Genomic DNA, 11735 nt, shown 5'->3' with positions numbered 1-11735 from the left:
GCTCCCCCCTTTTCACTGTGGCCATGGTGGTCGTCCGCCCCGTGCGGAACCGGGCCGTGCAGCCAGGCCCGCAGGGGTCCGTTCTTGCTGTCCACCGTCACCGGGTGGAAGCCGTCCGCCGGGATGCCGGGGTGGTTGTGCCGCACGATCCCCGCGTGCACGCTCTCCGAGACGCACAGGGCGAAGTCGTTCGGCCGCTCCCGCAGGGCGGCGCGCAGCAGTCCGGCGTCGAGGAGCCGGCAGGCGTGGTTGAGGTCGGAGCCGACCCAGCCGTCGTACGCGTCGACGGCGACGTATCCGGTGGCGACGACACCGCGCAGCCGGATCTGGGCGGAGCTGGACGCCATCCGGTTGACCGCGTGGAGCTGGGCGGGCACCTCGGTGAGCAGGGCGCGCAGCAGCGCAGTGACCGAGGCGTTGGCGTCGATCAGCTCCATCACCGAGTCACCGCGGTCCGCCCGCAGGCGCAGGCGCTCGTCGATGCCGGCGCTCTCCAGCGCGCGGTCCGTGATGTCGTACAGCATCCGGCGCAGGTAGGCCTGCTCGACGTCGTCCCGGTCGCTGTACTTCTCGATGTCGAGCAGGAGGATCGTCCGGCTCACGGGGTCGGTCATGGTCGCCTTTCGGTGGGGGCCTCGCCTGGCATGCAGGTTGGCGTCACCGGTGGGCCGGGTGTGAGGGCGGATGTCCCACTCGAAGTGTGACCGTGTGCACAGAAGGGTTCCGGAGTCACGGGCGGCTCAGCCGTCCGGGGAGTCCCGCACGTCCGTGCCGGGGCGTCCGGGTTCCGTGCCGGGCCCGGTCATCCCCGGGCGATCCGGCGCAGGACGTCCATCCGCAGGATCACCATCGTCCGCCGGCCTGTCAGCACGGCGTCCCGCTCGCGGAGTTCCTTCAGCAGGCGCTGGACCATCTCCCGGGACGCCCCCACCGAGCCCGCCAGCTCCTGTTTGCTCAGCGGGACGGAGAGTTCGACGCCCTCCTCCGTGCGGCGGCCGTTCGTGCGGGCCAGGTCGAGCAGGAGCGCGGCGAAGCGCTCGCGGACGCTCATGGAGGCGAACTCCAGGCGGCGGCGGTCGGCGGCGCGGGTGCGGTCCGAGGTGAGGCCGAGCAGGGCGAAGGAGACGGCGGGGGAGCGGGCGAGGAAGTCCGTGAAGTGTTCGCGTACGACCGCGACCGTGCGGACCGGTTCCAGGGCCGTCACCGTCGCCGAGCGAGGCCGGCCGGTGAGCGCGGCGGACTCGCCGACGATGTCGCCGGGCCCCCGCAGCGCGAGCAGCGCCTCGTAGCCGTTGGCGGCGGACGCCGTCACCTTCGTCCAGCCGTGCGTCACGATCAGTACGTGCGAGGACGGTTCGCTCTGGTGCAGGAGAACCATCCGGGGCGTGAAGGACAGCTCCCGCCCGAGGGACAGCAGCGCGGAGCGGTCGTCGCTCTCCAGGCGTGCCAGGAACGGCACCCGGTCGTCCAGGCTCTCGTCCCCGGTTAAGGGTGCAGCCGTCATGAGTCCATCCCCCGTCCCCCTATCGGCACCGTGGCCGACGCACAGTGACCGATGCACAGCAACCGGTCAACGTACTCACCCAGTGTGTGCCGTGCGCACCGAATCCGGGACATTCACCGGTGAGAAGCTGCGAGAGGCGTCAAGAGCCCCGAGAATGGACCGGGAGAAGTCCGGCGTGTCGGGCACCACGGCATTTGTTTTGACCGAAGTCCGTGAGGTAGGTACGCTCTTACCTTGTGCCTGGGGTGTGCCCTGGCTCTCGTGCGTGCCTTCGAACCGCAAGGAGAGCCGTAAGCGGCCACCGCAATCTGCGCCCTTTTCGCCTTGCGGCGAAGGTCTGCAGTATTCGACACACCCGACCGCGTGGGTCGGTGGCGTTCCAGGTTAGCTTCACCATTCGGCACACAGAAACCGGAGAAGTAGTGCCTACGATCCAGCAGCTGGTCCGGAAGGGCCGGCAGGACAAGGTCGAGAAGAACAAGACGCCCGCACTCGAGGGTTCGCCCCAGCGTCGTGGCGTCTGCACGCGTGTGTTCACGACCACCCCGAAGAAGCCGAACTCGGCCCTGCGTAAGGTCGCGCGTGTGCGTCTGACCAGCGGGATCGAGGTCACGGCTTACATTCCGGGTGAGGGACACAACCTGCAGGAGCACTCCATCGTGCTCGTGCGCGGCGGCCGTGTGAAGGACCTGCCGGGTGTTCGCTACAAGATCATCCGTGGCTCGCTCGACACCCAGGGTGTCAAGAACCGCAAGCAGGCCCGCAGCCGCTACGGCGCCAAGAAGGAGAAGTAGAAAATGCCTCGTAAGGGCCCCGCCCCGAAGCGCCCGGTCATCATCGACCCGGTCTACGGTTCCCCTCTGGTGACCTCCCTCATCAACAAGGTGCTGCTCAACGGCAAGCGCTCCACCGCCGAGCGCATCGTCTACGGTGCCATGGAGGGTCTGCGTGAGAAGACGGGCAACGACCCGATCATCACGCTGAAGCGCGCGCTGGAGAACATCAAGCCCACGCTCGAAGTCAAGTCCCGCCGTGTCGGTGGTGCGACGTACCAGGTTCCGATCGAGGTCAAGCCCGGTCGCGCCAACACGCTCGCGCTGCGCTGGCTCGTCGGTTACTCCCGCGCCCGTCGCGAGAAGACCATGACCGAGCGTCTGCTCAACGAGCTTCTCGACGCCTCCAACGGCCTTGGTGCCGCTGTGAAGAAGCGTGAGGACACCCACAAGATGGCCGAGTCCAACAAGGCCTTCGCGCACTACCGCTGGTAGTCGCTACCCACATCGAGACCGAGAGAAGACTGAAGCCTTATGGCTACCACTTCACTTGACCTGGCCAGGGTCCGCAACATCGGGATCATGGCTCATATCGACGCGGGCAAGACGACCACCACCGAGCGGATCCTCTTTTACACCGGCGTCAGCTACAAGATCGGTGAAGTCCACGACGGCGCCGCCACCATGGACTGGATGGAGCAGGAGCAGGAGCGTGGCATCACGATCACCTCTGCTGCCACCACCTGTCACTGGCCGCTTGAGGACAACGACTACACGATCAACATCATCGACACCCCGGGGCACGTCGACTTCACGGTCGAGGTGGAGCGTTCGCTCCGCGTCCTCGACGGTGCCGTCACGGTGTTCGACGGTGTCGCCGGTGTCGAGCCGCAGTCCGAGACGGTGTGGCGTCAGGCCGACCGTTACGGCGTGCCGCGCATCTGCTTCGTGAACAAGCTTGACCGCACCGGCGCCGAGTTCCACCGCTGCGTGGACATGATCAAGGACCGGCTTGGCGCCGTTCCGATCATCATGCAGCTGCCGATCGGTGCCGAGATGGACTTCAAGGGCGTTGTGGACCTGGTCCGCATGAAGGCGCTCGTGTGGTCCGCCGAGGCGGCGAAGGGCGAGATGTACGACGTCGTCGACATCCCGGCCACGCACACCGAGGCTGCCGAGGAGTACCGCGGCAGGCTGGTCGAGACCGTCGCGGAGCACGACGACGAGATCATGGAGCTGTTCCTGGAGGGCCAGGAGCCCACCGAGGAGCAGCTGTACGCCGCGATCCGTCGCGTCACCATCGCGTCCGGCAAGTCCAGCGATGTCACGGTCACCCCGGTGTTCTGCGGTACCGCGTTCAAGAACAAGGGCGTTCAGCCCCTGCTCGACGCGGTCGTGCGCTACCTCCCGACCCCGCTTGACGTCGAGGCCATCGAGGGCCACGACGTGAAGGACCCCGAGGTCGTGGTCAAGCGCAAGCCGTCCGTCGACGAGCCGCTGTCCGCGCTCGCGTTCAAGATCATGAGCGACCCGCACCTGGGCAAGCTCACCTTCGTCCGGGTCTACTCGGGCCGCCTGGAGTCCGGCACTGCCGTGCTGAACTCCGTCAAGGGCAAGAAGGAGCGCATCGGCAAGATCTACCGCATGCACGCGAACAAGCGTGAGGAGATCGAGGCGGTGGGCGCCGGCGACATCGTCGCCGTGATGGGCCTGAAGCAGACCACCACCGGTGAGACGCTGTCCGACGACAAGAACCCGGTGATCCTGGAGTCCATGGACTTCCCGGCGCCGGTCATTCAGGTCGCCATCGAGCCCAAGTCCAAGGGTGACCAGGAGAAGCTGGGTGTAGCCATCCAGCGTCTCGCGGAGGAGGACCCCTCCTTCCAGGTTCACTCGGACGAGGAGACCGGCCAGACCATCATCGGTGGTATGGGCGAGCTGCACCTCGAGGTGCTGGTCGACCGTATGCGCCGTGAGTTCAAGGTCGAGGCCAACGTCGGCAAGCCGCAGGTCGCGTACCGCGAGACGATCCGCAAGGCCGTCGAGCGTCACGACTACACGCACAAGAAGCAGACCGGTGGTACCGGTCAGTTCGCCAAGGTGCAGATCGCGATCGAGCCCATCACCGAGACCGACGGTCCGGCGTACGAGTTCGTGAACAAGGTCACCGGTGGACGTATCCCCCGGGAGTACATCCCGTCGGTGGACGCCGGTGCGCAGGAAGCCATGCAGTTCGGCATCCTGGCGGGCTACGAGATGACGGGCGTTCGCGTCATTCTTCTCGACGGTGGCTACCACGAGGTCGACTCCTCGGAGCTCGCGTTCAAGATCGCCGGTTCGCAGGCCTTCAAGGAGGCCGCGCGCAAGGCTTCCCCCGTGCTCCTTGAGCCGATGATGGCCGTCGAGGTCACCACGCCCGAGGACTACATGGGTGAGGTCATCGGCGACATCAACTCCCGCCGTGGTCAGATTCAGGCCATGGAGGAGCGTATGGGTGCCCGGATCGTCAAGGGTCTGGTGCCCCTGTCGGAGATGTTCGGCTATGTCGGAGACCTCCGCAGCAAGACCTCGGGTCGCGCAAGCTACTCGATGCAGTTCGACTCCTACGCCGAGGTTCCCAGGAACGTCGCCGAGGAGATCATCGCGAAGGCCAAGGGCGAGTAACACACCCCGTTTGCACGCTTTAGGCTTGACACCGACCGCCGGGGCTCACCCGGGAGGGAAAACCCCGGCGGGCGGCATCCCAGCAAAGATCACCTGGCGCCGATGAGTAAGGCGTACCAGAACCACTCCGCAGGAGGACCCCAGTGGCGAAGGCAAAGTTCGAGCGGACTAAGCCGCACGTCAACATCGGCACCATCGGTCACATCGACCACGGTAAGACGACCCTCACGGCCGCCATTACCAAGGTGCTGCACGACGCGTACCCGGACCTGAACGAGGCCTCGGCCTTCGACCAGATCGACAAGGCTCCTGAGGAGCGCCAGCGCGGTATCACGATCTCGATCGCGCACGTCGAGTACCAGACGGAGGGCCGTCACTACGCCCACGTCGACTGCCCGGGTCACGCTGACTACATCAAGAACATGATCACGGGTGCGGCGCAGATGGACGGCGCCATCCTCGTCGTCGCCGCGACCGACGGCCCGATGCCGCAGACCAAGGAGCACGTGCTCCTGGCCCGCCAGGTCGGCGTTCCGTACATCGTCGTCGCCCTGAACAAGGCCGACATGGTGGACGACGAGGAGATCCTGGAGCTCGTCGAGCTCGAGGTCCGTGAGCTCCTCTCCGAGTACGAGTTCCCGGGCGACGACCTTCCGGTCGTCAAGGTCTCGGCGCTCAAGGCGCTCGAGGGCGACAAGGAGTGGGGCCAGACGGTCCTGGACCTCATGGCCGCCGTCGACGAGGCGATCCCGACCCCCGAGCGTGACGTCGACAAGCCGTTCCTCATGCCCGTCGAGGACGTCTTCACGATCACCGGTCGCGGTACGGTCGTCACCGGCCGTATCGAGCGTGGTGTCCTGAAGGTCAACGAGACCGTTGACATCATCGGCATCAAGCAGGACAAGACCACGACCACGGTCACCGGTATCGAGATGTTCCGCAAGCTGCTCGACGAGGGCCAGGCCGGCGAGAACGTCGGTCTGCTCCTCCGTGGCATCAAGCGCGAGGACGTCGAGCGCGGCCAGGTCATCATCAAGCCCGGTTCGGTCACGCCGCACACCGAGTTCGAGGCCCAGGCCTACATCCTGTCCAAGGACGAGGGTGGCCGCCACACGCCGTTCTTCAACAACTACCGTCCGCAGTTCTACTTCCGTACGACTGACGTGACCGGTGTTGTGACCCTCCCCGAGGGCACGGAGATGGTCATGCCGGGCGACAACACTGAGATGAAGGTTGAGCTCATCCAGCCCGTCGCCATGGAAGAGGGCCTGAAGTTCGCCATCCGTGAGGGTGGCCGGACCGTGGGCGCCGGCCAGGTCACCAAGATCAACAAGTAATTGTTGACCGTATGACCTGGTAGCTCCTTCCAGAGCTCCAGAGAAGGCCCGTACGACTTCGGTCGTACGGGCCCTTTCGTCGTTCCCGCCACCTGCCGACGCCGACGCGGAAGCTGATGGCTGCGGGGCGGGGAACCGTCACTGCATGTTCTGCACGTGAGGATGGTCGTACGAGGCCGTGCAGACGTAGACCTGCAGGTTGTAGCCGCGTCCGATGTTCAGCTGGGTGGCGCAGGCCGGCCCGAGGAAGTGCAGACCGGTGTAGCCGGTGTCCTCGACGGGGCGCCAGCTGCCGCTGCCGCCGTCCCATTCGGCGCCGTCGAGGGTGAGCAGCGGGCGTACGTCCGCACCGCACTCGGAGCAGGCCATGGGGAACGGGTCGCTGAAGCTCCAGGGCGCGTGGCCCCCGAGTTTGCAGCCGGGGGCGACGCTGAGGTCGTACTGGTAGTCCACGACGGTGATGTCGTCCAGCTCCTCCGGGTTCTGCTCCTCCTCCCAGTCCGCGATCCGGTCCGCCAGCTCCTCCGGCAGTTCGTGCGGGGCCGGGTACTCGGTGACCGTCTCCGGGTGGAGGACACAGGGCTCGGGGAGGTAGTCGTCGTTGCCGATGACCGACGGCCGAGGGGCGGTCGCGAGGGGGTGGGTGACGTCGGAGGAGGACCGCCACCGCAGTCGGACCGCGGGGAGGTAGTCCTCGGCGTGGTCGAAGGGGCACCACAGCATCTGGAGCAGGTCGGTACCGGGGGGCCGCGGCAGCGCGGGGATGTCGGCGGCGTACAGCTGGAGCACGGGGATCAGCGGGACCGGTCCGTCCTGGGTGATGCGCTTCGCGGCGGAGCCGGAACCACGGTCGACGACCACTTTCTCCTCGGGGGTGAGGAGGTCGTCACCCCCGGCCCGTGGGCGGGCCCAGGCCTCGGCGAGGACGCGCCGTCGCAGCAGCACGTCGTCGGGGGCGACACCGCGGTGCGAGGGACCGGCGTGATCCGGGCAGGTGGGCCACGGCTCGTCGGCGGGCCACAACAGGGGACCGCCGATCGAACTGTCGGAAACGCCGGGGGAACCCGGCCGAGGGTGCAACCGGACCGCGGTACGGGCCAGCGGCGCCAACTCGGGGAAGAGGTCGGTGACTTCGAGGGGGCGGGGCGGAGTCGTGCGGGGCATGGGGCGAGGTTACGGGGGAGGACCACCCGGCCCCCTGCCGGGCGGGGCTTCCGGGGTACGGCGGCCGCGCCGCCGGGGTCCGCCGTCCGTGCGCCGGCCGGTCGGAAGTCGCTCGTGGGTCCGGTCCGGTCAGCGGCTTCTGTAGCGCGGCAGGTTCTCGGTCGAGATGGTCCATTCGCCGATGGTGACGTCCTCGCCGTAGACGAAGTCCTTGCGGGTGGCGTAGCGGGGGCCGTCGGGGGTGGAGTGGATGTCGGTCAGGACGGCGCCCGTGCCGGTGCGGGGGTCGAAGACCGCGAATACGGGGATGCCGATCAGCGGGTAGTCACGCATCTTGCCCACCCAGTCGTTGTCCGGGTTGGAGCGGGAGACCACTTCGATTGCGGCGATGACGCTGCGTGGATCGACGGAGGCCTCCGTGTCCAGATCGGTCCAGGCGATCACCATCACGTCGGGGTGGCGCATGATGCCCTCGGGCTCGTCCTCCACGTCGGGGGTGCCGTTGTGGGCCAGCAGCTCGTCCGGCATGACCTTCTCCAGCCGGCGGCTGATGTGCGCTGCCGTGACCTCGTGCGGCCCTCCGGGCGACATCATGTCGTGGACGATCCCTTCCCTGGTGATCTCGAACTTGCCGGGGAGGGTGTCGTCCATGGACTGAACGAAACCCCTCATGGTCCGGTACAGGTGGGAGGCGCTCTGCTGCGCGTCGTCCGGGGCGATGGTCATGGCGCTCGCTCCTCGTCTGGGCCCGGGGGCAAGGATCGTCACCTTCATGCTAGGCGGCCTCCAGAGGAATGGATCGGCAGTCGCGGCAGCGGCCGGGGGCCGGGGCACGGAACGCGCGGTCGCAGCCGTCGCAGTTCTGGAGCGGATGCCGGTGCGGGTGGGATCGCGCGACCGCTGGGGCGGTGGCGGGCAACCGCGACGGCAGGAGGTCGGTGAGCCGGTGGGAGACAAAGCCCGCTGGGTGGTGCAGGCGCCCGCGGGGAAGGCCGGCCGCCAGAGCGAGGCGTACGGCTTCGAGGGCGGCGCCGCGTTCCAGCCAGGCCGTGACGGCCGGGGCCAGACGGCGTACATCGCGTTCCGCGAGCAGCAGGCGCGGGTCCTCCCGGTGCAGGCTCGCGAGGAGGGCGGTGGCCGCGCGGTGTCGGTCGGGGTTGTCGGTTTCGGGGGTGGGGAGAGGGCGCTTCGGCTTGGGTGCTGGTGCTGGTGCTGGTGCTGGTGCTGGTGCTGGTGCGGGCGTGGGCGCTGGTCCTGGCCCTGGCCCTGGCCTTGAGCTGGGAAGGGGAACCGGTGTGAGGACCGACTCATGCACCGGGCCGGGCGCGGGCGGGAGTTCGGGCGGAGGGACAGGGCCGCCTGTCGCAACGGAGCCGACGGCCTGGACCGGTTCAACGACGGGGACGGGCGCAGAGACGGGGCCGGGCGCGGATGGATGCGCTGTCGGCTCGACGAACCGTTGCGGCCGGTTGTACGACACCGTGTGCGTGACGACCCGGCCGCTCGGCAGCCGCTCCCGCCTGCGGGACAGGTAGCCGTGCGCCTCCAACTCCCGCAGGGCCGAAGCGATCCGGGTCTCGCCCTCGGGGAAACGCGCGGCGATGGACTTGATGTCCACGCGGGCGCCGGCGGGGAGCGACTGGATGTGGAGGGCGAGCCCGATCGCGGTGAGGGTCAGCTCGCGGTGCTGGGCGAGGTGGTTGCCGACCACCGTGTAGCGGGTGGTGTGGCGGACGTTGATGTGGGTGACACCCCGCGGAACACGGGGCTGGGCGCACGAGGGCGCGCTAAGGTTTTGGGAATCCATCGGGAAGGTGCTCTTCCTCGTTGGTCAGGCCCTCGATCGGGATGCCAGTCCCGGCCGGGGGCCGTCGCATGTCTGCGGTTGCTGTGGTGACAGGGTGCTGGAGCGAGGCCGTGATGCCGCGGCGCCGCTCCCCCGCTGTCGCGGCGAGCATATGCCCGCCAACGGGCGCAAAATCCAGCTGAGTTAGCAATCATCACCCTTGCGAGTGATGGGCTAGCTTTGGGCGAACTGGTGGGGTTGGGAGGTTTTTTCTTCCTCCGGATTCAAAAGCTTTTGATGTCGTGCGGGGCCGAGACCCCGATCACCGGGACCTGGAAAACCACGATCCGGTGGTGGGGATGGCCAGTTCGGCCCAGACGGTCTTGCGCGGGGCGGCTCCGGGCTTCACGCCCCAGCGGTCGGCGAGCGCCGCCACGAGGAGCAGGCCACGGCCGCGTTCGAAAGGTGGAGCGCGGGGCGCGGATTTCCAGGGTGGACTTCCTGGACCGGGCGGACGAGGTCCTGAACACCGGCGGCCATCTCAAGGCGTTCAAGGAGGACATGGAGAAGGCCCGGTACCCGAAGAAGGTGCGCGAGCTGAAGCGGAGGCACAATGGTGCTGCGCCGACAGCTCGAACACATGCTGAGGTTGGCCCAGTTGCCGTACGTGGAGCTCCAGGTGATGCCGACGCGTCGCGCGAACCACCTGGGAACGGGTGGACGGATTCAGGTGCTGAAGTTCGGAGACGGTACTGCCGTCGGGCGCACGGACGACGAGTTTGCTGGTCGGCCGGTCATTGGCCTTCATCGAGCAAGTGCTGGGAGAGACATGACCCACGGGACCTCGGTCGAAGAAGCTTCCGAGCTGGAGTGGTTCAAGAGCGGCTACAGCGACAGCAGCAATCCCAGTGACTGCGTCGAGATAGCCCCCACCCTCACCACGATCCGCCTCCGTGACTCCAAGAACCCCGAGGGCCCGCACCTCACTTTCGCCCCCACCGCATGGGCGGCCTTCCTCCCGTACGCCGCTCAGGTATGAGCCTGGAGAACAGCTCGCGGCGGCCTGCGGAGACGGATCCCGTCCATGCGCCGATCTCGGAAACGGGACTCGGCTATGACGTGTTCGCCCCCCTGTGGGGGATTCTGGAGCTGGGCGCGGCGACGGAATCGGGTGCGAGGGCGCTGCGGGATGTGTCCCTCGCCGGCTTCGTGGCGGCTCACCGGAATGAGATCGATCGACTCCTCGCCCTGATTCGAGACGTCGGTGACTTCTCTCCCGAGACGATGGCCGTCTTCGAGAGCCAGGGAGGGTGGAACGACGGCCGCGAGGTGACAGTCGAGTGTCTGACGATGTACTCGGGATCCATCGAAAGCTACCCTCCGCAGATCGATGACCCGGCCGTACTGCGACGCATGGTTCGCATGGGCGGGGACCTCCAACTGGTCACCCTCATGGACGCGTTGGTGGGAACGGCCACGGTGAGGAGCCCTGGTCCTGACACGGCTGTGCCTCTGGTCGTCGATGCCGTGCGGACGGCGGGATCGTTGCTGGGTGTCCAGAGCGACCGGGCCGCGGCGGACACCTTCCGGATGTGGCGCGTCACGTTCCTGCCGGGCGTCCTGCGCCCCGACTCATCCTCAAGCACTGAGGTCAAGGCCCGGTTCAGGGCGTACGCCCATGGGCTGGAGGATGCGATCGATCCGTGAGCGTGAGTCGCGCCGACGGTGGTTCGAACGATGACGCGGGATGGCGGCGGGTGACGTGGAGATGAGTAGGGAAAACGGCTCGCGGTGGTCTGCGGAGACGGATCGCGTGTTGCGGAGGGCCGGCTGGTATCCGGGCCGCTCGGTGCCCACCGACGTGTGGGGCAGCACCCTCGGTGAGCGCGGTGGCTTTGACATGCACGAGTGTGCCCGGAGGTTTCTCGCCGAGTTCGGTGGGCTGGAGAGCGACGAGCGAGGACCTGGGAGAACCATGGCCCGCATGGGGTTCAGGCTCGACCCGAGGGTGGCCGAGTGGGACGACGAAATCTTCGACGTACTCAGCGAAGAGGGCGGCGTCGATCTCTACCCGATCGGGGAATCCGACCGTGGAAACAGCTACCTGGGCATCGCTCCGAACGGCGCGGTCTACATCGGCATGGGCAGCGTCACGCTGCTGGCGGAAACCGCGGACCGGGCGCTGGAGAAGCTTGTCGAGGGGATCCGGTAGGCAGGGCTCCAGCACACCGCTTGCTCTCGTGGACGAGGTGACTCGGCTGCGACCACGTGCCTGTCGCGGGCCGCGCGCACGCTGAAGTGGTGCACGGGCTGGCTGAGTTGGTTGCCCAGCCCGGCGAGGTCTCGATCCACGTGCGTCGTCGTCCTCGGGTAAATTCGCTGATGCGTACGAGAGTTGCTGAGGCGAACGTGACGGGGGTTGCGGCATGGCGGGGAATCGGCCGGGGGACTGGCATGTCCTGGATCTGGACAAGGATCCGACGCCGGGTGACCCGGACCGGGTGCGG

The 11735-nt window shown here is 67.5% G+C and carries 12 protein-coding genes and 1 pseudogene; 8 read left to right on the top strand and 5 right to left on the bottom strand.

The annotated features are described in order from the left end of the window. Nucleotides 1–614: hypothetical protein (locus ACFWBT_RS37190; protein WP_385707537.1), on the bottom strand; the 614-nt coding region annotated here is incomplete at its 3' end. Between the two features lie 188 nt (nt 615–802). Beyond that, entirely contained in the window at nt 803–1504 is a 702-nt protein-coding gene (locus tag ACFWBT_RS37185; protein WP_351542674.1) for a Crp/Fnr family transcriptional regulator, read from the bottom strand. A 422-nt stretch (nt 1505–1926) separates the two neighbouring features. Between ACFWBT_RS37185 and rpsL the strand changes: the two genes are divergently transcribed. From rpsL to tuf, 4 genes are all read left to right on the top strand, one after another. Beyond that, entirely contained in the window at nt 1927–2298 is a 372-nt protein-coding gene (gene rpsL, locus ACFWBT_RS37180; protein WP_003948652.1) for a 30S ribosomal protein S12, read from the top strand. A 3-nt stretch (nt 2299–2301) separates the two neighbouring features. Continuing rightward, nucleotides 2302–2772: a 30S ribosomal protein S7 gene (gene rpsG, locus ACFWBT_RS37175; protein WP_003992340.1), complete on the top strand. Its 471-nt coding sequence runs from the start codon at nt 2302–2304 to the stop codon at nt 2770–2772. A gap of 39 nt (nt 2773–2811) precedes the next feature. Beyond that, nucleotides 2812–4941 (top strand): elongation factor G, encoded by a 2130-nt coding sequence (fusA, locus tag ACFWBT_RS37170; RefSeq protein WP_385707534.1) that lies wholly within the window; start codon nt 2812–2814, stop codon nt 4939–4941. A gap of 143 nt (nt 4942–5084) precedes the next feature. Further along, complete coding sequence (gene tuf / locus ACFWBT_RS37165; protein ID WP_266761733.1) at nt 5085–6278, top strand: elongation factor Tu; 1194 nt, start codon at nt 5085–5087, stop codon at nt 6276–6278. 138 nt (nt 6279–6416) lie between these two features. On the opposite strand, the gene ACFWBT_RS37160 is transcribed toward tuf, so the two are convergent. The 3 genes from ACFWBT_RS37160 to ACFWBT_RS37150 form a co-directional block, all read right to left on the bottom strand. Continuing rightward, a complete protein-coding gene (locus tag ACFWBT_RS37160) occupies nt 6417–7442 on the bottom strand; it encodes a hypothetical protein (protein ID WP_385707532.1) in 1026 nt (341 codons plus the stop codon). A 129-nt stretch (nt 7443–7571) separates the two neighbouring features. Next, entirely contained in the window at nt 7572–8168 is a 597-nt protein-coding gene (locus ACFWBT_RS37155; protein ID WP_385707530.1) for a Uma2 family endonuclease, read from the bottom strand. A 49-nt stretch (nt 8169–8217) separates the two neighbouring features. Further along, the gene (locus tag ACFWBT_RS37150) at nt 8218–9249 is read right to left on the bottom strand and encodes a helix-turn-helix domain-containing protein (protein ID WP_385707528.1); all 1032 of its coding nucleotides are present in this window, start codon (nt 9247–9249) and stop codon (nt 8218–8220) included. Between the two features lie 417 nt (nt 9250–9666). Here ACFWBT_RS37150 and ACFWBT_RS37145 point away from each other — a divergent pair. The 4 genes and pseudogenes from ACFWBT_RS37145 to ACFWBT_RS37130 all read left to right on the top strand — a co-directional run. Then, nucleotides 9667–10024: pseudogene (locus tag ACFWBT_RS37145) on the top strand (Scr1 family TA system antitoxin-like transcriptional regulator); the annotation flags it as partial. A 33-nt stretch (nt 10025–10057) separates the two neighbouring features. Continuing rightward, nucleotides 10058–10267: a DUF397 domain-containing protein gene (locus ACFWBT_RS37140; protein WP_385707539.1), complete on the top strand. Its 210-nt coding sequence runs from the start codon at nt 10058–10060 to the stop codon at nt 10265–10267. An 80-nt stretch (nt 10268–10347) separates the two neighbouring features. Continuing rightward, nucleotides 10348–10935, top strand: a complete 588-nt coding sequence (locus ACFWBT_RS37135; protein ID WP_385707526.1) for a hypothetical protein — start codon at nt 10348–10350, stop codon at nt 10933–10935. 40 nt (nt 10936–10975) lie between these two features. Then, a complete protein-coding gene (locus ACFWBT_RS37130; protein ID WP_385707524.1) occupies nt 10976–11440 on the top strand; it encodes an SUKH-3 domain-containing protein in 465 nt (154 codons plus the stop codon). The last annotated feature ends 295 nt before the right edge of the window (nt 11441–11735 follow it).

The sequence above is a fragment of the Streptomyces sp. NPDC060027 genome (assembly GCF_042737005.1).
In the GTDB taxonomy this organism is placed as follows: domain Bacteria; phylum Actinomycetota; class Actinomycetes; order Streptomycetales; family Streptomycetaceae; genus Streptomyces.
This window is presented reverse-complemented; position numbering and strand designations above follow the sequence as displayed.

Excerpts from the sequence above, each read along its gene's own strand:
- ACFWBT_RS37185 (WP_351542674.1), bottom strand. The coding sequence starts at position 1,504 with ATGACGGCTGCACCCTTAACCGGGGACGAGAGCCTGGACGACCGGGTG.
- rpsG (WP_003992340.1), top strand. The coding sequence starts at position 2,302 with ATGCCTCGTAAGGGCCCCGCCCCGAAGCGCCCGGTCATCATCGACCCG.
- fusA (WP_385707534.1), top strand. The coding sequence starts at position 2,812 with ATGGCTACCACTTCACTTGACCTGGCCAGGGTCCGCAACATCGGGATC.
- ACFWBT_RS37160 (WP_385707532.1), bottom strand. The coding sequence starts at position 7,442 with ATGCCCCGCACGACTCCGCCCCGCCCCCTCGAAGTCACCGACCTCTTC.
- ACFWBT_RS37155 (WP_385707530.1), bottom strand. The coding sequence starts at position 8,168 with ATGACCATCGCCCCGGACGACGCGCAGCAGAGCGCCTCCCACCTGTAC.
- ACFWBT_RS37150 (WP_385707528.1), bottom strand. The coding sequence starts at position 9,249 with ATGGATTCCCAAAACCTTAGCGCGCCCTCGTGCGCCCAGCCCCGTGTT.
- ACFWBT_RS37140 (WP_385707539.1), top strand. The coding sequence starts at position 10,058 with ATGACCCACGGGACCTCGGTCGAAGAAGCTTCCGAGCTGGAGTGGTTC.
- ACFWBT_RS37130 (WP_385707524.1), top strand. The coding sequence starts at position 10,976 with ATGGCGGCGGGTGACGTGGAGATGAGTAGGGAAAACGGCTCGCGGTGG.